29 protein-coding genes and 1 tRNA gene are annotated in these 19899 nt (G+C 67.3%); 17 read left to right on the top strand and 13 right to left on the bottom strand.

Annotation, left to right across the window (positions count from 1 at the left end; genetic code table 11):
* Positions 1 to 356: 356 nt before the first annotated feature.
* Positions 357 to 441, bottom strand: a tRNA-Leu gene (locus NDI86_RS14535).
* Between the two features lie 132 nt (positions 442 to 573).
* On the opposite strand from NDI86_RS14535, the gene NDI86_RS14530 reads away from it, so the two are divergent.
* Both NDI86_RS14530 and NDI86_RS14525 read left to right on the top strand, forming a co-directional pair.
* Positions 574 to 1074, top strand: coding sequence for a helix-turn-helix domain-containing protein (locus NDI86_RS14530; protein ID WP_310901161.1), 501 nt, complete (start codon positions 574 to 576; stop codon positions 1072 to 1074).
* Between the two features lie 48 nt (positions 1075 to 1122).
* Positions 1123 to 1665, top strand: coding sequence for an HAD family hydrolase (locus NDI86_RS14525; protein ID WP_310901160.1), 543 nt, complete (start codon positions 1123 to 1125; stop codon positions 1663 to 1665).
* Here the strand turns inward: NDI86_RS14525 and NDI86_RS14520 are convergent.
* Positions 1644 to 1871 (bottom strand): DUF5822 domain-containing protein, encoded by a 228-nt coding sequence (locus tag NDI86_RS14520; RefSeq protein WP_310901159.1) that lies wholly within the window; start codon positions 1869 to 1871, stop codon positions 1644 to 1646. The genes NDI86_RS14525 and NDI86_RS14520 overlap by 22 nt on opposite strands.
* Before the next feature lie 89 nt (positions 1872 to 1960).
* On the opposite strand from NDI86_RS14520, the gene NDI86_RS14515 reads away from it, so the two are divergent.
* On the top strand, positions 1961 to 2167 hold the full coding sequence (locus tag NDI86_RS14515; protein ID WP_310901158.1) for a DUF8149 family protein: 207 nt from the start codon (positions 1961 to 1963) through the stop codon (positions 2165 to 2167).
* Positions 2168 to 2188: 21 nt separating this feature from the next.
* Here the strand turns inward: NDI86_RS14515 and NDI86_RS14510 are convergent, their stop codons facing one another.
* Complete coding sequence (locus tag NDI86_RS14510; protein WP_310901157.1) at positions 2189 to 2518, bottom strand: DUF7344 domain-containing protein; 330 nt, start codon at positions 2516 to 2518, stop codon at positions 2189 to 2191.
* A 138-nt stretch (positions 2519 to 2656) separates the two neighbouring features.
* On the opposite strand from NDI86_RS14510, the gene panB reads away from it, so the two are divergent.
* From panB to NDI86_RS14490, 4 genes are all read left to right on the top strand, one after another.
* Positions 2657 to 3466, top strand: a complete 810-nt coding sequence (gene panB / locus NDI86_RS14505; RefSeq protein WP_310901156.1) for a 3-methyl-2-oxobutanoate hydroxymethyltransferase — start codon at positions 2657 to 2659, stop codon at positions 3464 to 3466.
* Positions 3467 to 3530: 64 nt separating this feature from the next.
* The gene (locus tag NDI86_RS14500; protein ID WP_310901155.1) at positions 3531 to 4358 is read left to right on the top strand and encodes a formate/nitrite transporter family protein; all 828 of its coding nucleotides are present in this window, start codon (positions 3531 to 3533) and stop codon (positions 4356 to 4358) included.
* A gap of 47 nt (positions 4359 to 4405) precedes the next feature.
* On the top strand, positions 4406 to 5521 hold the full coding sequence (gene bioB, locus NDI86_RS14495) for a biotin synthase BioB (RefSeq protein WP_310901154.1): 1116 nt from the start codon (positions 4406 to 4408) through the stop codon (positions 5519 to 5521).
* 52 nt (positions 5522 to 5573) lie between these two features.
* Positions 5574 to 6182 carry a hypothetical protein gene (locus tag NDI86_RS14490; protein WP_310901153.1) on the top strand — a complete coding sequence of 203 codons (609 nt, stop codon included), beginning with the start codon at positions 5574 to 5576 and terminating at the stop codon, positions 6180 to 6182.
* Positions 6183 to 6394: 212 nt separating this feature from the next.
* On the opposite strand, the gene NDI86_RS14485 is transcribed toward NDI86_RS14490, so the two are convergent.
* Both NDI86_RS14485 and acs read right to left on the bottom strand, forming a co-directional pair.
* Positions 6395 to 7465 carry a phosphotransacetylase family protein gene (locus NDI86_RS14485; RefSeq protein ID WP_310901152.1) on the bottom strand — a complete coding sequence of 357 codons (1071 nt, stop codon included), beginning with the start codon at positions 7463 to 7465 and terminating at the stop codon, positions 6395 to 6397.
* Entirely contained in the window at positions 7462 to 9567 is a 2106-nt protein-coding gene (gene acs, locus NDI86_RS14480; protein WP_310901151.1) for an acetate--CoA ligase alpha subunit, read from the bottom strand. The genes NDI86_RS14485 and acs overlap by 4 nt, the downstream gene beginning before the upstream one ends.
* A gap of 129 nt (positions 9568 to 9696) precedes the next feature.
* Here acs and NDI86_RS14475 point away from each other — a divergent pair, with 129 nt between their 5' ends.
* From NDI86_RS14475 to msrB, 3 genes are all read left to right on the top strand, one after another.
* Positions 9697 to 10077 carry a DUF8048 family protein gene (locus NDI86_RS14475; protein WP_310901150.1) on the top strand — a complete coding sequence of 127 codons (381 nt, stop codon included), beginning with the start codon at positions 9697 to 9699 and terminating at the stop codon, positions 10075 to 10077.
* 121 nt (positions 10078 to 10198) lie between these two features.
* On the top strand, positions 10199 to 10732 hold the full coding sequence (dpsA, locus tag NDI86_RS14470) for a DNA starvation/stationary phase protection protein DpsA (RefSeq protein ID WP_310901149.1): 534 nt from the start codon (positions 10199 to 10201) through the stop codon (positions 10730 to 10732).
* A gap of 111 nt (positions 10733 to 10843) precedes the next feature.
* Positions 10844 to 11251, top strand: coding sequence for a peptide-methionine (R)-S-oxide reductase MsrB (gene msrB / locus NDI86_RS14465; RefSeq protein ID WP_310901148.1), 408 nt, complete (start codon positions 10844 to 10846; stop codon positions 11249 to 11251).
* Here the strand turns inward: msrB and NDI86_RS14460 are convergent, their stop codons facing one another.
* From NDI86_RS14460 to rpl7ae, 5 genes are all read right to left on the bottom strand, one after another.
* Positions 11252 to 11491 (bottom strand): glutaredoxin family protein, encoded by a 240-nt coding sequence (locus NDI86_RS14460; RefSeq protein ID WP_310901147.1) that lies wholly within the window; start codon positions 11489 to 11491, stop codon positions 11252 to 11254. It abuts the gene before it with no gap.
* A 71-nt stretch (positions 11492 to 11562) separates the two neighbouring features.
* Positions 11563 to 12027, bottom strand: coding sequence for a nucleoside-diphosphate kinase (ndk, locus tag NDI86_RS14455; RefSeq protein ID WP_310901146.1), 465 nt, complete (start codon positions 12025 to 12027; stop codon positions 11563 to 11565).
* A 28-nt stretch (positions 12028 to 12055) separates the two neighbouring features.
* Entirely contained in the window at positions 12056 to 12391 is a 336-nt protein-coding gene (locus NDI86_RS14450; protein ID WP_310901145.1) for a 50S ribosomal protein L24e, read from the bottom strand.
* Between the two features lie 2 nt (positions 12392 to 12393).
* Positions 12394 to 12621: a 30S ribosomal protein S28e gene (locus NDI86_RS14445; protein WP_310901144.1), complete on the bottom strand. Its 228-nt coding sequence runs from the start codon at positions 12619 to 12621 to the stop codon at positions 12394 to 12396.
* 11 nt (positions 12622 to 12632) lie between these two features.
* Positions 12633 to 12995, bottom strand: a complete 363-nt coding sequence (gene rpl7ae, locus NDI86_RS14440) for a 50S ribosomal protein L7Ae (protein ID WP_310901143.1) — start codon at positions 12993 to 12995, stop codon at positions 12633 to 12635.
* A 277-nt stretch (positions 12996 to 13272) separates the two neighbouring features.
* On the opposite strand from rpl7ae, the gene NDI86_RS14435 reads away from it, so the two are divergent.
* The 6 genes from NDI86_RS14435 to NDI86_RS14410 all read left to right on the top strand — a co-directional run bounded on the left by NDI86_RS14435 (position 13273) and on the right by NDI86_RS14410 (position 16551).
* On the top strand, positions 13273 to 13512 hold the full coding sequence (locus NDI86_RS14435; protein WP_310901142.1) for a DUF5816 domain-containing protein: 240 nt from the start codon (positions 13273 to 13275) through the stop codon (positions 13510 to 13512).
* A 72-nt stretch (positions 13513 to 13584) separates the two neighbouring features.
* Positions 13585 to 13881, top strand: coding sequence for a DUF7116 family protein (locus NDI86_RS14430; protein WP_310901141.1), 297 nt, complete (start codon positions 13585 to 13587; stop codon positions 13879 to 13881).
* Positions 13882 to 14063: 182 nt separating this feature from the next.
* On the top strand, positions 14064 to 14978 hold the full coding sequence (locus tag NDI86_RS14425) for a metal-dependent hydrolase (RefSeq protein WP_310901140.1): 915 nt from the start codon (positions 14064 to 14066) through the stop codon (positions 14976 to 14978).
* Between the two features lie 40 nt (positions 14979 to 15018).
* Positions 15019 to 15633 (top strand): hypothetical protein, encoded by a 615-nt coding sequence (locus NDI86_RS14420; RefSeq protein ID WP_310901139.1) that lies wholly within the window; start codon positions 15019 to 15021, stop codon positions 15631 to 15633.
* A 56-nt stretch (positions 15634 to 15689) separates the two neighbouring features.
* On the top strand, positions 15690 to 16289 hold the full coding sequence (locus NDI86_RS14415; protein ID WP_417936276.1) for a DUF2238 domain-containing protein: 600 nt from the start codon (positions 15690 to 15692) through the stop codon (positions 16287 to 16289).
* 61 nt (positions 16290 to 16350) lie between these two features.
* Positions 16351 to 16551, top strand: a complete 201-nt coding sequence (locus NDI86_RS14410) for a dodecin (protein ID WP_310901137.1) — start codon at positions 16351 to 16353, stop codon at positions 16549 to 16551.
* 46 nt (positions 16552 to 16597) lie between these two features.
* Here NDI86_RS14410 and NDI86_RS14405 read toward each other — a convergent pair whose 3' ends face one another.
* Positions 16598 to 16969 (bottom strand): HesB/IscA family protein, encoded by a 372-nt coding sequence (locus NDI86_RS14405; protein WP_310901136.1) that lies wholly within the window; start codon positions 16967 to 16969, stop codon positions 16598 to 16600.
* Between the two features lie 126 nt (positions 16970 to 17095).
* Here NDI86_RS14405 and NDI86_RS14400 point away from each other — a divergent pair, with 126 nt between their 5' ends.
* Complete coding sequence (locus NDI86_RS14400; protein WP_310901135.1) at positions 17096 to 17605, top strand: DUF2243 domain-containing protein; 510 nt, start codon at positions 17096 to 17098, stop codon at positions 17603 to 17605.
* A gap of 320 nt (positions 17606 to 17925) precedes the next feature.
* Here the strand turns inward: NDI86_RS14400 and hisD are convergent, their stop codons facing one another.
* Together hisD and NDI86_RS14390 are read right to left on the bottom strand one after the other, a co-directional pair.
* The gene (gene hisD / locus NDI86_RS14395; protein ID WP_310901134.1) at positions 17926 to 19194 is read right to left on the bottom strand and encodes a histidinol dehydrogenase; all 1269 of its coding nucleotides are present in this window, start codon (positions 19192 to 19194) and stop codon (positions 17926 to 17928) included.
* Positions 19195 to 19238: 44 nt separating this feature from the next.
* Complete coding sequence (locus tag NDI86_RS14390) at positions 19239 to 19892, bottom strand: DnaJ domain-containing protein (protein ID WP_310901133.1); 654 nt, start codon at positions 19890 to 19892, stop codon at positions 19239 to 19241.
* Positions 19893 to 19899: the final 7 nt, after the last annotated feature.

Genomic DNA, 19899 nt, shown 5'->3' with positions numbered 1-19899 from the left:
GGTAGTGGCACCTGAACGGTGCCATATGTATATCGAAATCACAGGCAAATATAAAACCTTCGGCCAAATTATCAGATTTGAAGCTCGAAGGGGGCCAAAGACGATTCGGCCGCTCTTCGGTGTGGGTGGGAGCGGATTCAAACCGGATGGAGAACTGCTCGCTCACGTCCGTTCGCTGGGCGTTCCTCCCGTGCTTCGAAGCCGCTCCGTCCGATACACAGACCACTCACGTCCGTTCGTGGTCAGTAGAATGCGTGGGACCGGATTCGAACCGGAGGAAGACTCACTCCGTTCGTCTTCCAGGGCCCGACTCCGCTGAACGATTTTGTCACTCGCGGGTTTGCTCGTGACAAAAATGCGTGGGACCGGATTCGAACCGGCGGACCCCTACGGGACAGCGCCCTCAACGCTGCGCCGTTGGCCTGGCTTGGCTACCCACGCACGCTGTGTCTTACTGCAATAAATCGTATCCCGTGGTCGGATAAAAGGGCTTTCGTTTGCGTCCCGCTCCGAGACGCTCTCGCATCCCGCCGAACCGGACGTTTCAAATATGACGAAACCGCTACCGGGGGCATGGCCAAATACTCGACCGGCAGCGGGGGGGGCAGCGCCGGCGGGAGCTGCGAACTCTGTGGCGCCGCCGGCGACACACAGACCGCCGAGGTCGCCGGCGCGACGCTCGACCTCTGTGCTGACTGCGCGCAGAACCACGGCGAGAGCGACCAGGGCCCGTCGGGCAGCGACTCGCCGGACGACCAGGAACGCAAGCGCCGCGCGGCACAGAACACGGCGAAGATGCAGGACTCCCAATCGGTCGACGGCTCCCACTGGGAAGACGGCGCCGACTACGACGCCGACCAGCTCCCCTATCTCGTCTCCGACTACGGCTCCCGCGTCACCGAGGCCCGACAGGCGGAAGGGCTCCAGACCGGCGAACTCGCGACGGAACTCGACCTCACAGAGGACGACGTCCTCGCCGTCGAGCAGGGCCGGGCGGTCCAGGCGAACGTGAAAGGCTCGACCATCGCCGCCATCGAGAAGTTTCTGGATATCGAACTCGCGGACTCGCGCTGAGACACCGTCGCCGAAGCGCATTTCCAGCCCGCACGCGTAGGCTTCGTCGTGAGTCACGACGCCGTCGTCTACGACCTCGACGGCACCCTGGTCGACCTCGCCGTCGACTGGGGTGTCGTCACCCGCGATGTCGCCGCCGTCCTCAGAGACCGCGGCGTAGAGCCGGACACCGCGAGTCTCTGGGGGCTACTGGAGCTCTCCGAGACGACCGGTCATCGGGCGGCCGTCGAGACGACCATCGCCGAGTACGAGCGAGAGGGCGCGCGGCAGTCGAGCCGGCTGTCGCTTGCCGACGGCCTGCCCCACGACGTTCCCGTGGGCGTCTGTTCACTCAACGCCGAGGGGGCCTGTCGGCTGGCCCTGGAGGTCCACGAAATCGAACACGCCGTCGGGCCGGTGGTGGGGCGGGACTCCGTCGGGTCGGAGAAGCCGGACCCGGAAGGGCTGTTGACGGTCGTCGACGACCTCGACGTCGAACCGGCGGCGACGGTGTTCGTCGGGGACTCCGAGCGGGACGCCGAGACGGCGCGCCGGGCCGGCGTCGAGTTCTCGTGGGCGAGCGAGTTCGATCAGCGCCTGTACCGGGCGTAGAGGTAGACCGAGAGCGCGGTCAGCACCCAGACGACGGCCCCGACGCGAACCGCGAACATCGCACGGCTCGTCCACGTCGGGAGGGCCGCGCCGACGGAGGCGACGGCGACGATGGGCGACCCGACCACGATAGTCGTCACGAAGGTGACCTGCATCACCCAGCCGAAGTCGACGCCGTCCGGGTCGGTTTGCTCGACTGCTGGCACGGCCGACGGTTCCGACCGGTGTGGCAAGGCGGTTGCGGTTTGGCGAGCCGACCGACCCTTATTTCACGGGCCGCCCCAAACCGGTCGCTATGACAGCCGAGGAAGAGACGCCGGAGATACCGGTCGTCTGTACGGCCTGCGGGACGCGCACGCAGGTCCCGTTCGACGACGTGGCGGCCGCGGTGGAGAGACACAACGAACAGCTCCACGACGGCGAGGCGGTCGCCGAGGTCGACCCCGACGTGCTGGACGCGCTGACCGACCGGCTCGGGCGCGACATGGGGCTGTTCGAGTAGGCGACCGGGACGACCACCGACTCAGAAGACGGCACAGACTTCCTGCAGCAGCGGTTTGGCCCTGTCGTGACCGAGATACTCTATCCTGTCACCGTCGGCATCGTACTCGACCCAGCCCCTGTCGTCGAGTTTCGGTAGCTGTGTCTGTGCGAGTTGGAGCCGGAGCTGCGTCTCGTTTTGCGAGGGAATCCGGCCGTCGAGGTAGTGGACCAGCGCGAGGAGACGGACCCTCCGGCTCTCCGTAATCCGCTCGAAGTAGTGGATAATCTCGCGACGAACCGGGTGACAGAGCGTCTCCAGCAGGCGGCTCACTACCGGCGCCTTGTTCGGATAGTAGGGTTCGTCCACCATGGAAATTCGTTAACAACAGGAGTAATTAAATCTAGGCACGACGGCGCGGTCGGAGCGGCCGGTGCTCCTGGCGGCCACGCTGCGCCCGATTCGGCGACGACCCGAACACGTAATACCCCGGAGCGCCCGGCCACGGACATGACCACCGTTCGGGACCTGCAGGCGATGGCCGGTGACGAACCGATTACGATGTTGACTGCGTACGACGCCGTGACGGCGACGCTCGTCGAGGCGGCCGGGGTGGACGTCGTCCTCGTCGGCGACAGCATGGGCAACGCCGTGCTGGGTCACGAGGACACGCTGCCGGTGACCGTCGACGAGGTGGCCTCCCGGGTCGGCGCCGTGGCCCGCGGGACCGACGAGGCCCTGGTCGTCGCCGACATGCCCTTTCTCTCCTTTGGCGCCGACGAGGGCGAGAGCGTCAGGAACTGCGGCCGGATGCTCAAGGAGGAGGGCGCAAACGCCGTCAAGTTGGAGTCGGGCCCCCACACCGTCGAGTTGACCGAACGCCTCGCCGACCTGGGCATCCCCGTGATGGCGCATCTCGGGCTCACCCCCCAGAGCGTCAACCAGACCGGCTACACCCAGCAGGCGACCGAACGGGAGGAAGCAGCGGAGATTCTCGAACTCGCCGTCGCCCACGAGGAGGCGGGCGCGTTCGCGCTCGTGCTCGAACACGTCCCCGCGAACCTCGCGGCGCAAGTGACCGACGCGCTCTCAATTCCGACCATCGGTATCGGCGCCGGCGGTGACTGCGACGGGCAGGTGCTCGTGTTTACCGACGTGGTCGGGCTGGCGGAGTCCTCGCCGCCCTTCGCCGAGCAGTTCGGCGACGTCCGCGCGGAAGTCCAGTCGGCCGTCGCGGACTACGTCGAGGCCGTCGAAAGCGGTGAGTTCCCCGCCAAGCAGCACGCGAACACGGCCGATGACCTGGACGAACTCTACTGAGTGGCAGCATAGTGTCAGTAGAAAGAAACATTGAAGCCGCGCCTGCCGTTAGTCAGTCCAATCCATGTCCGGAGAGGCTGCCGCGGAGGCGGAGCAAGCCGAGGGCGAGGACATCCTCGACATCGAGATTCGCCGGGGGCTGAGCGAGCTACAGCGGCCGACGACCGGGCTCTCGCTTTCGGGGCTCTCCGCGGGGCTCGACATCGGCTTCGGTCCGCTGTTGATGGCGGTCATCCTGACGACGGCGGGGACCGCGGGGACCGGGGAACTGACCACGCAACTCCTGCTCGCGCTCGCCTACGGTATCGGGTTCATCTTCGTCGTCCTCGGACGCTCGGAGCTGTTCACCGAACACACCACCCTCGCGGTGTTGCCCGTACTCGACGGCAGCGCGTCGCCGGCGAAGCTGGCCCGGCTGTGGGGTATCGTCTACGTCTCTAACCTCGTCGGCGCGGTGGTGTTCGGTGCGCTGATAGTCGCCGTCGGTCCGACCGTCGAAGCCGTCGAGCCGGCCGCTCTCGTCGAACTGGCTCGGGTGTACACGGACCAGCCGACCATGGGGCTGCTCGGCGGCGGCGTGCTGGCGGGCTGGCTGATGGGGTTGCTCACCTGGCTCGTGGCCGGCGCGGACAGCACCGCGTCACGCATCTTCGTCGTCTGGCTCGTCGCGACGGCCATCGGCGTGGCCCATCTCCCCCACTGCATCGCCGGCTCCGTCGAGGTGGTCGCCGGAGCGCTCGCCTCGCCGGCGCTGGGCCCGATGGCATTCGCCAGGTTTCTGGGACTCTCGACGGTCGGGAACCTCGTCGGGGGGACAGTGTTCGTGGCCCTGCTGAAGTACGGCCACGTCACCCGGAGCGGCCCGACGGCCCGTGACTTCCGGAGCGACTGACGCCCGCCACCCGAATCCTTATCAGGCCGTCAACAGACAGTCGATGTGTGGTTTACGAGACGGGTAACCGGACGGTCGACGACGCAGTGAGCCGCGTACTGGACGGAGAGCGACTCGACCGGCGGGACGGACTGGCCCTCATCGCCCAACCCGTCGACGCACTCGCCGCGGGCGCCGACGCCGTCCGCTCGGAACTGGGCGACGGCACCGTCGACGCCTGCTCTATCGTAAACGCGAAGGCCGGTAACTGCGCGGAGGACTGTGGCTTCTGTGCCCAGTCGGTCCACTTCGACACCGGCATCGACACCTACGACTTCCTCGGCCCGGAGAAGATACTCGAAGCCGCAAAACGGGCCGAACGGGACGGCTCACAGCGGTTCGGCATCGTCCTCGCCGAGAAGGGCGTCTCGAAGGAACGCCGGCCCGATGAGTGGGAAGCGGTGCTGAAAGCCATCCGACTCGTGCGCGACGAGACCGACGTGGAGGTCGACGCCTCGCTGGGCATCCTCACCGAGGAGGAGGCCGCGATACTCGCAGAGGAGGGGCTCAACCACTACAACCACAACATCGAGACCTCCCCGCGGTACTTCCCGGAAATCGTCCAGTCCCACGGCTTCGAGGACCGCGTCGAGACGCTGGAAGTCGCCAAGGACGCAGGGATGGACCTCTGTGCCGGCGTCATCCTGGGGATGGGCGAGTCCCCGACCGACCGGGTGGACGCCGCCGTAGCCTTACAGGACATCGGCGTCTCCTCGCTCCCGGTGAACATCCTCAACCCCGTCGCGGGGACGCCGCTGGCCGAGCGCGGTCTCCCCGACATCACGACGGAGGCGGTCGTCAAGACCATCGCGGTCTACCGGTTGCTCCATCCAGAGGCTCGTGTGCGCCTGACCGGCGGGCGCGAGGTCAACCTCGACACGGAGGGGCAAGTCGCCGCGCTGGAGGCGGGCGCCGACGGCATCCTCACCGGCGACTACCTGACGACGGCGGGCCAGTCGCCGGCCGACGACATCGAAATCGTCGAGCAGGCCGGGCTAGAGCCAAACAGGGAGACGAACGAGTTCGACCCCGAGCGGGTCAAGGAGCGACGGGACGACGAAACCGGGCCCGAGACCGCCGCTGGCAGCGCAGAGCGCAAATCCGAACTGGAGTCGGACGACTGACTCCGGGCGCCCGCGACAGCAGCCTTTTACCCGGGATGGCCGACGCTGGAGTATGACGGTCGACATCGAGGAACTGCGGGAGTTCTGTGCGTTCGGGCCGGACCGCGTCTACCTCCTCCTGGCTATTGCCCGGTCGAAGGAGAACACCGACGGCGGCGCGAGCGACAGTCCGACGATGCGTGCGGTCGTCGAGGAGGCCGCCGACCTCCCCGATACCGTCGCCCAACTGGAGCACTCGGCCCGTCGCTTCGATGCGACCTATCGGCTCTATCTCACGGTGAACGCCCGCGACGCCCTGGCGGCGACCTTCGAGTTACGCCGGCGGATGGACGACTGGCTGGAGATGCGACTCCACGGCGACGAGGGCGTCGCGGCGAAGTTCAGACGGGTCGACGACGAGTACCGGTCGGTGTTGCAGTCGGACGGGTGTGCGGACGACAGCGACTTCCTCTTCGACCTCGACGACGCGTCCCGGACCGATGCGGAAGAACTCGAATCCGACCTCACCGCGCGGACGACCGTGCGACTCGTCCGCGAGACGCCCAACGGCTACCACGTCGTGACTGCGCCGTTCGACTACACCGAGTTCGAGAGCGACGTTCCGTACGAACTGCAGACCGACGGCCTGCTCTTTCTCGCGTACGTCGGCGACGCTGCGTGAGCGCCGAGCGAATCGAAATCCGCGGACCGCACAAAGGGAACAAGCCGGGGACTTGCGCCCCCGAGCGTGTGACACTACGGAGCCGGAGAGGCTCCACGTATAGTGAGTGCGTCAGACGATAAAAAGGTGGAGGTATGTTTCGTCTGGAGATAACGATATATGGCCCGTCTGTGCCGTGTTCTCAGCGGATGGAATCGCAGCGGAAACTGTGGCTACTCGGACAGGCCGAGCAGCGAGTGGACGTCGACACCGTCGCCGAGCAGTTCCTGCATCCGCGTGACGGTCTCCGTATCGCGGGTGCGCCCCGAGTGGAGCACGTCCTCGATGCGGTCGATAGTGGTCCGGGTGTCGGACTGGACGAGCAGGATGGGGACGTTCTCCTGTTCGGCCCGGCCGAGGACGGCGCTGGCCGGTCGGAAGCCACCGGTCAGCAGCAGGGCCTTGATGCCCGACGCCTCCAGGGCGGCGGTCTGGACCTCCGAGCGGTCGCCGCCGCTGACCATCACGGCGTCGCGCGTCCGCCGGAACTGGTCTAAGGCCTTGTTGCCGCCCATCGCGCCGACGGTGAACCGCTCGACGTGGGTGTCGGTCGACGCCTCGCTGGTGAGTACGTCGGCGCCTAAGCTCCGGGCGAGGTCACTCACGGTGATACCCGCGAGGTCCTGCACGCGCGGGAGCGCGCCGAACACCGGCACGTCGCGCCCTTCGAGGAATGGGATGACGTCGTCGACCAGTTCCTCCATGGCCGAGTCGGTGACGCCGTTGAACAGCACGCCGGCGAGGCGGTCGCCCACCTGGTCGGCCGCGGCCAGCACCTCGTCGGCGTCGCCCGGCGTGGCGTAGCTACAGACCAGCAGGACGCGGGCGTCTATCGCCTCGGCGATGTCCGCGTCGGTGAGGTCGACGATGCCGCCGGTCTCGAGCCTGTCGCTGCCCTCGACGAGCATCGTGTCGCGGTCGGCCGACAGCGCCTCGAAGTTCTCGACGACCCGCTCGCGCAGTTCGTCGGGGTCCTCGCGGCCCCGCACCGCCTCCTTGATGAACGTCGGCGAGTAGACGATGGGCTCCATCTCGTGCATCTCGGCCTCGAAGTCGAGCAGTTCGCGGGCGAGCATCGGGTCCTCGTCGCGGGTCTTCCCGACGGCGCTCTGGAGCCGCGTCCCCTTTGGCTTCATGTAGCCGACCTCCTTGCCGCCCTCCTGTGCGGCCTTCGCGAGGGCGATGGTGATTGCTGTCTTGCCGATTCCTTCTTCGGTCGAGGTTACGAGTAGCGTGTCGGTCATAGTTCCTCCTGGTCGAGCGTGAGCCGCAGGTCGACCGCCGTGGCGCCGTCGGGCGTCGCGACGAGCGGGTTGATGTCCAGTTCGACGATGGCCGGGAAGTCCGTGACGAGCTGTGAGAGCCGCTGGACCGTCTCGACGAGGGCGGCCTCGTCGACCGGGTCGCGGCCGCGGGCGCCTCGCAGCAGCGGCGCGGATTCGATTTCGTCGAGCATCGCACTGGCCTCGGGTTCGCTCACCGGAGCGACCCTGACGGTGGTGTCTTCGAGCACCTCCACGAAAATACCACCGAGGCCAAAGAGCAGTAGCGGGCCGAACTGCGGGTCACGGTTCATCCCGAGGATGGTCTCGGTGCCCGCGTCGAGGTCGACCATCTCCTGGACCTGCACGCCCAGGATAGTGGCGTCCTGCTGGTAGTTGCGCGCGCGGACGACGAGGTCTTCGAACGTGTCCCGGACCTCCGCTGGCGGGACGCCGACCTCGACGCCGCCGATGTCGGACTTGTGGAGGATGTCGGGGCTGACGATTTTCATCACGACCTCCTCGCCTATCTCCTCGGCGACGGCCTCGGCGTCGCCCGGCGAGTCGACCACGTCGCCCTGAGGCGTCGGGATGCCGTAAGCGTCGAGCAAGTCCATCGCTTCGACGCCGAGTCGGTTGGTGTCGCGGCGGGCTGCCTCGTCCAGAATCTCCTGTGCGCGCTCGCGGTCGACGTCGAACGTCGCCGGGTCCTCGAACTCGCGTTCCGAGATGTTGCGGTACTCCGTCAGCGCGTCCAGACTGCCGACGGCCCGGGCGGGGTCGAAGTACTGCGGGATGCCCGCCTCCGAGAGTATCTCCCGGCCCGCACCCACGGATTTACCGCCCATCAGCGTCGTGGCGACCGGCAGCCCGCTCTCCTGCTGGGCCTCGACGACGACGTCGGCCAGTTCCTCGAAGGAGAGTACGGCGGTCGGACAGGCGACGACGACGGCCATCGAGACGTTGTCGTCCGCGAGGACGGTTTCGAGCGCCGTCTCGAAGCGCTCGGCGGGCGCGTCGCCGATGATGTCGACCGGGTTGTAGATGTTGGCAGCCTCGGGCATCGTCTCGCGCAGTTCCTCGAAGGTCTCGTCGGTGAACTCAGCGAGCGACAGGTCCGAGTCGCCGACGGCGTCGGTCGTCATCACGCCCGGACCGCCGGCGTTGGTGACGATGGCTATCTCCTCGCCGTCGGGCAGGGGCTGGCCCGAGAGAATCTGCGCGTAGTCGAACAGCTCCTGGACCGATTCGACCCGCAGCGTCCCGGCCTGTTCGAGGCCGGCCTCGTAGGCCCGCTCGGAGCCCGCCATCGCCCCGGTGTGGGAGGCGGCGGCCGAGGCGCCGGCGTCGGTGCGGCCGGACTTCACGAGGACGATGGGCGTGTCCTGGGTCACCTCGCGGGCGGTTCTGATGAACTGCTCGCCGTCGTCGATGTCCTCCAGATAGCCCAGAATCACGTCCGTCTCGGGGTCCTCGCCCCACTCGGCGATGAAGTCGCCCTCGTCGAGTACGGTCTTGTTCCCGACAGAGACGATGTCCTTGAACCCGACGTCGCGCTCGGCGGCCCAGTCCAGCACGGCCGTCACGAAGGCCCCGGACTGGCTCATAAAGGAGACGTCGCCCTCGGTGGCCATCTCGTTGCCGAACGTGGCGTTGAGCCCCCTCGGGGTCGACATCACGCCGAGGCTGTTGGGACCGACGAGGTTGAGGTCGTGTTCCTCGGCGACCTCGCGGAGTTCCCGCTCGCGGGCGGCCCCGTCGCTGCCGGTCTCGCCGAAGCCGGCGGTGATGACGACGACGTTCTCGATGCCGACCTCGCCGGACTGGCGGATGGCGTCGACGGCAATCCCGGGCGGTACGACGACGACGGCCACGTCGACAGTCCCCGGCGAGTCGACGTCACCGATGCCGTCGTAACAGGTGAGGCCGAGGACCTCCTCGGCGTTCGGGTTGACCGCCAGGACCTCGCCGTCGAACGATGCAAGCAGGTTCTCCGTGATGGCGCGGCCGACAGAACCCTCCGATTCTGACGCGCCGATCACGGCGACCCGTTCCGGCCCAAACAGCGTCGATAATCGTCCCATTCCTCTCGGCTGAACTTGCGACGCCGCGTGGAAATAGCTGCCGAAGCGCGGGTATTGACAGAGTTAATCCGGGAGGATACCCGGCCTTCGAGAGCAGGTGCTTTGTGGCTGGCCGGGCAAGCGAGCGCAATGACGGACGAGACGCTGCTCGCTCCCTTCGACGACGACGTACTCGGACAGGTCGCGGCGGCCAACGACATCGAACTCGACGCGCTGGAACGCGCCGTCGCCGACCACCAGCGAGCGATGCGGGAGAATCCGGGCGTCGAGGACCTGGTCTACGAGTGGCGCAAGCAGTACGACGACCCCGTGCTGGTCCGGACGCCGGACCTGTTCATCCTCGCGCTCCCGCCGACTGTCTGGGAGCAGTACGCTGACTACCTCGACTTCGACGACGGGACGCTGGCCGCCGTCACCGCCGTCCACGGTGAGCAGACCATCCGGACGGAGGCCGTCGAGTTCTCGGACATCCCACGGGACCACGTCGCACTGGTGGTTCATCGTCCCTGAGATGGGTGCTCCAGCGCCCTCAGAATAAGTCGCCATATCCGAAACAATATTTATTCTTCCGTAAAACAGTTTTTCTAGAAGCGAACTTTTAAGTGCAAGCCGTCAGTATATACGGACGACAATGGCAACCCAAGAACACGTAGTGCGGGAGTTCGGCACCGTCGAGGAGAACGAGCTTCGCCTCGACGTCGAGAAGTCCGAGCAGATTATCGACGCCCTGAACCAGGACCTCGCCGACGTCTACGTCCTCTACCACCAGGTCAAGAAACACCACTGGAACGTCGAGGGCGCGGAGTTCCGCGACCTCCACCTCTTCCTCGGCGAAGCGGCCGAACACCTCGAAGAAGCGGCCGACGAAATCGCCGAGCGCGCACAGGCCCTGGGCGGGACGCCCATCGCCGGCCCCGTCGAACAGGCTGAACACGCCTCCGTCGAGTACGAGGGCCAGGAAATCTACGACATCCGCACGTCGCTGGAACACGACCTCGGTGTGTACGGCGACATCATCGAGTCGACCCGCGACCACATCGAACTGGCGGCGAACCTCGGCGACCACGCGACGGCCCAGATTCTCCGGGAGGTTCTGGTCCAGACCGAGGAGGACGCCCACCACGTCGAGCACTACCTCGCGGGCGATACGCTCGTGATGGACTGAGCGCGGACCGCCGGTCCCCCGCGGCTCGCTGTCGACCGAACAGCGGAGAGTTTCTGCCACCGCCGCACACGCTCGACGTGGGCTTATGCCCCTCCAGTACGTATGGGTAGTATGAGCGAACAAGCCGATAGCGTGCCGGAGACGGACGACGAGTGGCGCGAACTGCTCACCGACGAGGAGTACCGCATCCTCCGCGAGGCCGGGACCGAACCCCGATTCAGCAGCGACTTACTGGAGGTCAAAGACGACGGCGTGTTCACCTGTGCCGGCTGTGGGACCGCGCTGTTCGACAGCGAGGAGAAGTTCGAGTCCGGCACCGGCTGGCCCAGCTTCTGGGACGTCTACGACCAGGGAACCGTGGAGACGAGGGTCGACAACTCCCACGGGATGCGCCGGACCGAAGTGGTCTGTGCGAACTGCGGCGGCCACCTGGGCCACGTCTTCGACGATGGCCCCGAACCCACGGGCAAACGCTACTGTATCAACGGCGCCGCGCTGGACTTCGAGTCCGAGGAGTAATCAGGCGTACGACTGGTCGACGAACTCGAGGATGCGGTCGGACTCGGCCATCGTGACACCGTACTCGTCGTCGACAAGCACCGGGACCGCGCGCTGGCCCGAGACGCGCTTTACCTCGTCGCGGTTCGAGTGGAGCGCCTCGACCCACTCGGTGTCGTAGTCGACGCCCAGTTCGTCCAGCCGGTCGGCCACTTTCTCGCAGTACGGACAGCCGTCTAGCTGGTAGAGTGTTCGACTCATGGGATGGTGTTTGGCCGCCGGCCACAAAACCAGTTTGGCTCGGCGGGGCCACCGACCCGCGGCGGACGGTCCTACTCGTACAGCCAGGAGCCGTCTATCTTGTCCCACTCGACGAGTTCGTCCTCGTCGAAGAACAGGTCGATTTCCCGCTCGTTGGCCCCCTCGTCCTCGTGGTCGGAGCCGTGGATGACGTTCCGACCGAGGTCCAGGCCGTAGTCGCCGCGGATGGTCCCCGGTGCGGCCTCGGCCGGGTCGGTGTCGCCCATCATCCGGCGGACCTGCCGGGTGGCGTCCTGCCCGTCGAGCACCATCGCGAAGACGGGTCCGGAGGTGATGAAGTCGACGAGCCCCTCGTAGAAGGGTTTGCCCTCGTGTTCCGCGTAGTGTTGTTCGGCGAGTTCACGGTCCATCTGCATAAACTTCGCGCCGACGATTTTCAGGCCCCGATTCTCGAACCGTTCGAGTATCTCGCTGATGAGACCGCGCTGGACACCGTCCGGTTTGACCATGACGAAGGTTCGCTCTGTTTCAGGCATCTGGAAAAAACGTCGACCGCCGACGGCTTTACGCTTCGGCTTCTTCGGCGTCGTCGGCTTCGTCGTCTTCTTCGGCGTCGTCCGCGTCCGTTTCGTCGGCTTCAGATGCCTCGTCGGCGTCTTCGGCTTCCTCTGCGTCCGCAGCCGCTTTGGCCGCTTCGGCGGCGGCCTGCTGCTCGGCCGCGGTCGTCGCGCGACCGGCGTCGGTCCAGCCGAGGTTCCGGGCCTCGCGGCCCAGGTCGGCGTTGTTCTCGCACTTCGAGGAACAGAAGTGCGTGGTCGAGCCGTCGTTGTGGACGAGCATCGTGCCCGTGCCGGGCTCGATGTCCTGCCCGCAGTAGTCACAGTCTCGGGTTCGGGGCATCGTTACTGTCCTCCGATGGAGTCGGCTTCGCGGGCCGTCTCGCGAAGCTGTAAGACGTCGCCCTCGCGGACGGGACCGAGGACGTTCCGGGTGATGATCCGGCCCTGGTTCTCGCCCTCGCGGATGCGGCACTTGACCTGCATGGCCTCGCCGTGCATCCCCGTCTTGCCGACAATCTCGATGACTTCGGCCGACGTGGCGCCGCTACTTTCGGATTCCTCAGCACTCATTCTCGGTCACCTCAGCGGAGCTCCTCGACCTTGTCGGCGATGTCCTCGACGTCGCCTTCGGCTTCGCCGGCGTCCGTGATGGCGGCGGCGGCCGAGCCGACTTCGAGTCCGGCGGCGTGGCCCAGGTCGTCCTGCTGCTCGACGAAGATGAAGGGGACGCCCTTCTCGTCGGCCAGCTCCGGGATGTGCATGACGATTTCCTCGGGCTGGACGTCCTCGGCGACGAAGACGAGTTCGGCGGAGCCGCGTTCGACGGACTTGGTCGTCTCGTTGGTTCCTTTCTTCACTGTGCCCGTGTCTCGTGCGACCTCCAGCGCCTCGAGGGCGTCGTCCTCGAGGTCGGCCGGAACGTCGAAATCTACGTATACTGGCATTTGTGTGGTCACCTCCCGCACGCGGGCTCAGGCTCCCCCGCCGTTCGCGGGAAATCCCGCGGCACGCCACGCCGGCGTGCGAATCCTGAGAAGGCTGGGAGCATCATCAACCCGGTGCAGGCTGTATCCGACAGTGTGCCACGGGCCCTAAAAGCGCTTTCGAAGCCGAAACCGCATGCCAGCGCTGCACACGGGGCCCTCCCGGCGGTTCGGGGGACAGACCGACGGTGTCGCCGCGGCCCCCCAGATTTTACTCGCTGGCTACCGAGGCGTCTGTATGCACGAACGCATCGGTCCCGACGGCGAGACCCTCTACGTCGACCGCGAGGACAGCGACATCGGCACGAAAGCTCCCTTTTACGTCGTCTACGTCGACCCCGACGGGGAACGGCGGTGGGGGTACTTCTGTGGCAACTGCGAGACGTTCAACAACGCCATGGACTCGATGGGGCGCATCCGCTGTAACGACTGTAGCAACCTCCGGAAGGCCGAGGAGTGGGACGCGGCCCACGAGTAGTCAGGCCCGAATCCTGTCGTCTCGGTTACTAGTGGGAACGTTTATCACCCACCCACTGGTAGGGGTTCACAGATGGCGGCCGTTAGCACATCACTAGACGAGCGGGCTCGGTCGATATTCGACGATATCGGGTACACCGTGTCGCGTACCGAGGACGGACTACGAGCGGCGCACAAGTGGCGCGAGGTCGGCGTCACAGTACTCGAAGACGACATCTCGTTCCCGGAGACGGGGGAGATGCACTGTTTCGTCACGAGCGCCGCCGAGGCGCCCGACGTCGGTGACCGGCTCTCGCGGATGGACGTCACCTACGACTGGGCGGTCATCGGCGTCCGCGACGACGGCGGCTACGACGTCGTCAGAGCGTAGAGACCCACGCTGTTTTCGCCGCTGTACATCCCGCTGGCACGGCCTCACGGACGGGTAGTGCCGTCCCGAGTCCGCGCCCCGACGAGAGAAACCGGCGGTAACTGGCACCCGAGCCGACGGCAGTTCATGTGTCACAGACGCTCACACGAGAGATTTATAGCGACTGGCGGCCAACGAAACGTATGTTCGTCGGCCACGCACTGCTGGCGTTTGCCCTCGCCGTGGGCGCGGCCGAGCGGCTCTCCGTCCCCCGAGAGCGAGCGCTCCGGTACGGTCTCGTCGCCGGGCTGTTCGCTTCGGTCCCGGACGTCGACGTCGTCTACGCGCCCGTCGGTCTCCTGTTGCGCTCCGTCGAGACGGTGGGACCGGACGTGTTCTGGGAGACCGCGAACGTCATCCACCGCGGCCCGACGCACTCGCTGGTGATGGGCGCGCTACTCGCGGTGTCCGTCTATGGCTGGGCCGCGGGGACGCGGCCGACGCGCGCGCTCTCGCTCTCGCTTGCCGCCGCGCTGGTCGCCGTCGGCTGGCTGTTCAGCGGCGCCGTCGGCGGGGTCGTCGTGTTCGTGTTCGTCAGTTCCGGGTTCGTCGTCGGCGCGATCGCCACCCGGACCGCCGTCGCACCGCGCCCGCTGTTTGGAGCCGCGCTGCTGGGACTGCTCTCGCACCCGTTTGGCGACCTGTTCACCGGGTCGCCGCCGCCGTTCCTCTACCCCTTCGACGTGGTGCTGGTCGCCGAGCGCGTCGCCTTGCACCCCGACCCGACGGGGCAGTTACTCGCGGCCTTCGCGGTCGAACTCGGCGCTATCTGGTTGGCCGTGATAGCCTACACCCGCCTGACCGACCAGCGGCTGTCGGAACTGGTCAGTCCCCGGGCCTCGCTCGGTGCCGGCTACGCCGCGGCCGCCCTGCTGTTGCCCGCCCCGACCATGGAGCAGTCGGCCCACTTCGTCTTCAGCGTCCTGGCTATCGGCGTCGTCGGGGCCCCGGTCCGCCCGTTCAGCCGCGGTATCGACGGCGACAGGGTAGTGGTGACCGGGCTGGCCGCCGTCACCGTCGCCGCCCTCGCGTACGCGATGGCCTACGGGGTCCTGTGAGGACGACAGTGTTTTTCTACCAGCGTCGTGTCTTGCAGCTATGAGCGGTGACGTGGCCGAGTTACTGGGTGACAGACGGGTCAACGCCGGCCTGGGGTGGCTGGTCGTCGTCGCGATACTGGCCGTCGTCGTCGGGAGCCTCCTGGACGGGCAGGTCCTCTGGGCGGCCTTCGCCGGGACGGTCGCCGCCCTCGCGCTCTTGCCGCCGGTCTCCTATCGGAACGTCCACGCGATGTTGCCGTGGGAGATACTGCTGCTCGCTGCGCTCCCCATCGTCGGGCGGCTGTTCGCGACGGTCCCGGTGACCGGCAACGTCGCGACGTACCTCTCGGTGGCCGCCATCGCGCTCATCGTCGCCGTCGAGCTACAGCTGTTCACGCCGGTGAAGATGACACCGCGGTTCGCCGTGGTCTTCGTCGGCGTGGCGACGATGGCGGCCGCGGGCGTCTGGGCCGTCGTCCGGTGGGCGTCCGACCGGACCCTGGGGACGACCTTCATCCTCGACCCCGCGCTCTCCGAACACGCCATCGAGGAGGCGCTGATGTGGGAGTTCGTCGCCTCGACCATCGCCGGCGTCGGCGCGGGCGTACTCTTCGCGCTCTATGTCAGCTACCGAATCGGGACGACTCGGGTCCCGGCGGAGGTGGTTCCGTGAGAGTCCGTGACTACGTCGGTATCGGCCAGCGCCGGCAGCGCCAGGCCACCTACGCGATGGAGGTCATCATGGTGGGTATCTTCGTCATCGGGGTCCTGACCGGGAACACGGGCGTCATCGTCAACACCGGCGTCGGACTGCTCGTGACCCAGTTGCCGCCACTGCTGGAACGTGACTACGGCATCGCGCTCGACCCCGCGCTGACGCTGTGGATTACGACCGCCGTCTTCCTCCACGCCGTCGGCGTCATCGGCCTCCCGTGGTCGGACCTGAACTTCTACAAGAGCGTCCCGTGGTGGGACCACCTCACCCACGCCCTCTCGTCGTCTATCGTCGCCGCCATCGGCTACACGACCGTGCGGGCGCTGGACCGCCACTCGGACGACATCTACGTCCCGCCGCGGTTCATGTTCGTGTTCATCCTCATGTTCGTGCTGGCCTTCGGCGTGCTGTGGGAAGTCCTCGAGTTCTCCATCACGCTCGTGGCCGAATCGACGGGCAACGCCACTATCCTCACGCAGTTCGGGCTGGAGGACACGATGCTCGACCTCGTCTTCGACACCATCGGTGCCGTCGTCGTCGCGCTGTGGGGGACCGCACATCTGACGGACATCGTCGGCCTCGTCGAAGAGTGGCTCGACGGTCGGACCGCCTGAGGGCGGCCCCGCCCCGGCGACCGTGGTTTTATATTTCAACGGAGCTACAGTTCGAGGTGCTATGGTGTTCAAGAAAATCACGCTCATCGGTACGAGTCCCGAAAGCTTCGACGCCGCCGCCGACAACGCTATCGAGCGCGCGGAGCGGACGCTCGACAACCTGATGTGGGTCGAAGTAGACGAACTGGGCGTCGAGATAGCGAGCGTCGAGAACCGGGAGTACCAGGCCGAAGTGACAGTGGCGTTCGAACTGGAGGAGTAACGAGTCCGACCCAGAGCGCTCGGACCGAGACAGAAGCGACGCGTAGTCAGGTCCGGAACGACTCGCCACAGCCACACTCGCTGACCACGTTGGGGTTCTCGACGTGGAACCCCGCGCCCTGGAGGCCGCCCTCGTAGGCCAGTACGGAGCCTTCGATGTAGTCGATGCTCGCCCCGTCGACGAACACGCGCAGGCCGTTGCGCTCGAAGACGGTGTCTCCGTCCTCCGGTTCGTGCTCGAAGCGCATCCCGTAGGAGAGGCCCGCACAGCCGCCTTGCTGGACGAACAGCCGCAGGCCGGCCACGTCGGTGTCCATCTCCTCGCCCTCGAGCAGGGCCAGCGCCTCCTCGGCGGCGTCCTCGGTGACGCCGACGTCCTCGCCGCCCAGTTCGGGTTCCCCCTCGACGGTGCTGCTCATACAGAGTGATGCGGTCCCGACCGTGTTAACCCTGACGCCGGTCCCCGAGCGCAGGTCATCGGCGCTCGCTGCCCGTGCAGCAGTTGCAAGCCCGCTTGGAAAGCGGGTCGGCGACGATGTTCTGCCATGAGCCAACCGAACGCAGCCCGCTCCTCCGCCCGGACCACGAGCGGACGCGGGCTGGTCGGGGCGGGCGTCTTCGGGCTGGGATTCAGCGGGCTAGTCGACGTACTCGTCCTCCACCACGTGTTGCAGTGGCACCACCTCGTCTCCGGTGTCTACCCGATGGACACGCTGGCCGGTCTCAGGACCAACATCCTCGCCGACGGGCTGTTCTCCCTCGGAATGTTGCTCATTGCGAGCGTCGGTGCCGGTCTGCTCTGGCGCGCGGAACGAGCGGCGAACAGCCCGCTCGCGGTCCGCCCGCTCGCCGGGGCCGCGCTCGTCGGACTGGGCGTCTTCGACATCTTCGACGCGGTGGTCGACCACGTGCTTCTGGGGCTACACCAGCCGCTCTCGCAGGGCGGTCAGTACAACCCTCACTGGCTCGTCGTGAGTCTGCTGTTCGTGGCCGCTGGCTACTACGTCTACCGGACGGGGCGCTCGACTGACGCCGAGGCTCAGTCGAGTGATTGAGCTTTGCCGTCTCTCCTCGCCGTCACACCGGTACCGCTCCACGGGGCAACGCCGCCAGCAGTCCCGCACTGGGCGGTCCTGCTGACTGTCGTCCCCGCACTCTGGCTCGTCGCGAGTGGTGGGGTCGCCCTGCTCGACCGGCTACTGCGCCGCTTCGGGTAGCGAGACGCCTCCCGCTGGTCGCTTCCTCGCCGTCTCACGGGTCACTTCGTTCCCCGTTCGACTTTCCGAGGTCTTCGCTACGCTCAGACCTCGCTACTCGCGGGTCGCTACCGCTGCCCGCTCGCTTTTTTCGAGGTCGACGCAGAGCGCCGACCTCGCTACTCGAACCGCTTTCGCACGCTCTCGGCGTGGGCCTCCAGTCCCTCGGCCTCGGCGAGCGTCGTAATCGTCTCGCTCAGGTCATCCAGCGACTCCGCCGAGAGGCGCTGCACCGTCGTCGAGCGGACGAACGTGTCAACGGAGAGCCCGCCGGTGACGCGGGCGCCGCCGCCGGTCGGGAGCACGTGGTTCGTCCCGGCGGCGTAGTCGCCCGCTGCGACGGGGCTGTACGGGCCCAGGAACACGGAGCCGGCGGACGGAATCCTGTCCAGCAGCGCCTCGTCGTCGTCGGCCTGGATGGAGAGGTGTTCGGCGGCGTACTCCTCGGCGAACAGCACCGCCTCGCTCATCGAGCGGGCGAGGAAGACGCCGGAGGCGTCGTTGTCGAGCGCCCCCCGGACGACGGCCTCGCGCTCGCGCCCGCTCGCCTGTTCGTCGACGGCCTCGGCGACGGCGTCGGCCAGTCCCTCGTCGTCCGTGACGGCGACGACGGAGGCGTTCTCGTCGTGTTCGGCCTGGGCCACGAGGTCCGCGGCGACCAGTTCCGGGTCGGCCCCGCCGTCGGCGACGACCATGATTTCGCTCGGCCCGGCGAGGAAGTCGATGGCCACGTCGCCCCGGACCTCGGCCTTGGCGGCGGTGACCCAGCGGTTGCCGGGGCCGACGACGATGTCGGTGCCCGTGACCGTCTCGGTGCCGTAGGCCAGCGCGGCGATGGCCTGTGCCCCGCCGACCTGGTAGACGGCGTCGGCGCCGGCGACGTGGATGGCCGCGAGCGTGACGGGATTTACCTCGTCGGCAGGCGGCGTGGCGACGGCGACGTGTTCGACGCCGGCGACCTTCGCGGGGATGACGCCCATCAGCGCGCTGGAGGGGTAGGCCGCGGTCCCGCCGGGGGCGTAGACGCCGGCGCTGTCGAGCGGGCTGAAGCGCCGTCCGAGTTCCCGCCCGTCGAAGTCCTCGCGCCAGTCCTCGGGGCGCTGGCGCTCGTGGAACGCGCGGATGTTCTCGGCGGCGTCCTGGATAGCAGCTCGGAGGTCGTCGTCTATCTCCTCGTAGGCGCGCTCGGCGGCGTCGGTGATGTCGACGTTGCCCACCTCGACGCCGTCGAACTCGCTGGCGAAGCGCCGCAGCGCCACGTCGCCCTCCTCGCGGACGGCGGAGACGATGTCGGCCACGTCGTCGCGGACCGCCTCGACACCGGCGTCGCGGTCGAACAGCGCCGACCGCTCGTCGGGGCCGAGGTCGGCGACAGTGCGTACGTTCATACGCCGCCTTCGAGACCGGCGGAAAAACGGGTTTCCCTTCGCGCTTACCGGAACAGCGCCGCGGTGAGATGCAGCGCGGAGACGCCGGCGGTGGCGCCGACCATCACCGCGGCGACGACGACGGTCGTAACCGACGGGGCGCCGCCGGCGCTCGTTAGCAGCGCCGCCGCCATCGCGACGGCCCCGCCGAGGAGCGCCAGGTGGGCCAGCAGCCACGGGAGCACGTCGCGGACGCCCGCGAGCGTGTCGCCGAGGCCGCCTGACTGGACACCGACGCGATGACCCGGCCGGTAGTAGTCCGAGGCCGTCGCGTAGCCGTCGCTGCGGTCGACCCGCTGGCTCTGCCGGGGCTCCGCCGCGCTGGCCGTCTCACTCACGACACGCTGTGGGGCCTCGGTGGCCGACACGCCGTCGCCGGTGGCACCCACATCCCCAGCCCCGGTCGCATCACTGCGCCAGCTATCGTCCAGGTGTCGCCCGACGTAGCGGTCGTGGCCCAGTCGGTCGTAGCGCGCTCGCTCCGTCTCGTCGGTCAGCACCTCCTTCGCGGTGGTGAGGCGCCTGAAGCGGTCGCCGGCGTCTGTCGCGTCGCTCACGTCCGGGTGGTGCTCTTTGACCTGCTCGCGGTAGGCGCGCTCGATAGCGGCGCTGTCACAATCTGGTCCAACCCCGAGCACCCCGTACAGTGTTTCCGACATGTTCCCC

The sequence above is a fragment of the Haloarcula onubensis genome (assembly GCF_031624605.1).
In the GTDB taxonomy this organism is placed as follows: domain Archaea; phylum Halobacteriota; class Halobacteria; order Halobacteriales; family Haloarculaceae; genus Haloarcula; species Haloarcula onubensis.
Note: the sequence above shows the minus strand (reverse complement) of the source record. Positions and strands in the feature narration are given on the sequence as shown.

Excerpts from the sequence above, each read along its gene's own strand:
- NDI86_RS14500 (WP_310901155.1), top strand. The coding sequence starts at position 3,531 with ATGTCCGGAGAGGCTGCCGCGGAGGCGGAGCAAGCCGAGGGCGAGGAC.
- NDI86_RS14420 (WP_310901139.1), top strand. The coding sequence starts at position 15,019 with ATGAGCGGTGACGTGGCCGAGTTACTGGGTGACAGACGGGTCAACGCC.
- hisD (WP_310901134.1), bottom strand. The coding sequence starts at position 19,194 with ATGAACGTACGCACTGTCGCCGACCTCGGCCCCGACGAGCGGTCGGCG.
- NDI86_RS14415 (WP_417936276.1), top strand. The coding sequence starts at position 15,690 with ATGGAGGTCATCATGGTGGGTATCTTCGTCATCGGGGTCCTGACCGGG.
- msrB (WP_310901148.1), top strand. The coding sequence starts at position 10,844 with ATGAGCGAACAAGCCGATAGCGTGCCGGAGACGGACGACGAGTGGCGC.
- NDI86_RS14475 (WP_310901150.1), top strand. The coding sequence starts at position 9,697 with ATGACGGACGAGACGCTGCTCGCTCCCTTCGACGACGACGTACTCGGA.
- acs (WP_310901151.1), bottom strand. The coding sequence starts at position 9,567 with ATGGGACGATTATCGACGCTGTTTGGGCCGGAACGGGTCGCCGTGATC.
- NDI86_RS14515 (WP_310901158.1), top strand. The coding sequence starts at position 1,961 with ATGACAGCCGAGGAAGAGACGCCGGAGATACCGGTCGTCTGTACGGCC.
- NDI86_RS14485 (WP_310901152.1), bottom strand. The coding sequence starts at position 7,465 with ATGACCGACACGCTACTCGTAACCTCGACCGAAGAAGGAATCGGCAAG.
- NDI86_RS14510 (WP_310901157.1), bottom strand. The coding sequence starts at position 2,518 with ATGGTGGACGAACCCTACTATCCGAACAAGGCGCCGGTAGTGAGCCGC.
- NDI86_RS14460 (WP_310901147.1), bottom strand. The coding sequence starts at position 11,491 with ATGAGTCGAACACTCTACCAGCTAGACGGCTGTCCGTACTGCGAGAAA.
- NDI86_RS14400 (WP_310901135.1), top strand. The coding sequence starts at position 17,096 with ATGAGCCAACCGAACGCAGCCCGCTCCTCCGCCCGGACCACGAGCGGA.
- panB (WP_310901156.1), top strand. The coding sequence starts at position 2,657 with ATGACCACCGTTCGGGACCTGCAGGCGATGGCCGGTGACGAACCGATT.
- ndk (WP_310901146.1), bottom strand. The coding sequence starts at position 12,027 with ATGCCTGAAACAGAGCGAACCTTCGTCATGGTCAAACCGGACGGTGTC.
- NDI86_RS14425 (WP_310901140.1), top strand. The coding sequence starts at position 14,064 with ATGTTCGTCGGCCACGCACTGCTGGCGTTTGCCCTCGCCGTGGGCGCG.
- NDI86_RS14530 (WP_310901161.1), top strand. The coding sequence starts at position 574 with ATGGCCAAATACTCGACCGGCAGCGGGGGGGGCAGCGCCGGCGGGAGC.
- NDI86_RS14450 (WP_310901145.1), bottom strand. The coding sequence starts at position 12,391 with ATGCCCCGAACCCGAGACTGTGACTACTGCGGGCAGGACATCGAGCCC.
- dpsA (WP_310901149.1), top strand. The coding sequence starts at position 10,199 with ATGGCAACCCAAGAACACGTAGTGCGGGAGTTCGGCACCGTCGAGGAG.
- rpl7ae (WP_310901143.1), bottom strand. The coding sequence starts at position 12,995 with ATGCCAGTATACGTAGATTTCGACGTTCCGGCCGACCTCGAGGACGAC.
- NDI86_RS14410 (WP_310901137.1), top strand. The coding sequence starts at position 16,351 with ATGGTGTTCAAGAAAATCACGCTCATCGGTACGAGTCCCGAAAGCTTC.
- NDI86_RS14390 (WP_310901133.1), bottom strand. The coding sequence starts at position 19,892 with ATGTCGGAAACACTGTACGGGGTGCTCGGGGTTGGACCAGATTGTGAC.
- NDI86_RS14445 (WP_310901144.1), bottom strand. The coding sequence starts at position 12,621 with ATGAGTGCTGAGGAATCCGAAAGTAGCGGCGCCACGTCGGCCGAAGTC.
- NDI86_RS14435 (WP_310901142.1), top strand. The coding sequence starts at position 13,273 with ATGCACGAACGCATCGGTCCCGACGGCGAGACCCTCTACGTCGACCGC.
- NDI86_RS14430 (WP_310901141.1), top strand. The coding sequence starts at position 13,585 with ATGGCGGCCGTTAGCACATCACTAGACGAGCGGGCTCGGTCGATATTC.
- NDI86_RS14405 (WP_310901136.1), bottom strand. The coding sequence starts at position 16,969 with ATGAGCAGCACCGTCGAGGGGGAACCCGAACTGGGCGGCGAGGACGTC.
- NDI86_RS14490 (WP_310901153.1), top strand. The coding sequence starts at position 5,574 with ATGACGGTCGACATCGAGGAACTGCGGGAGTTCTGTGCGTTCGGGCCG.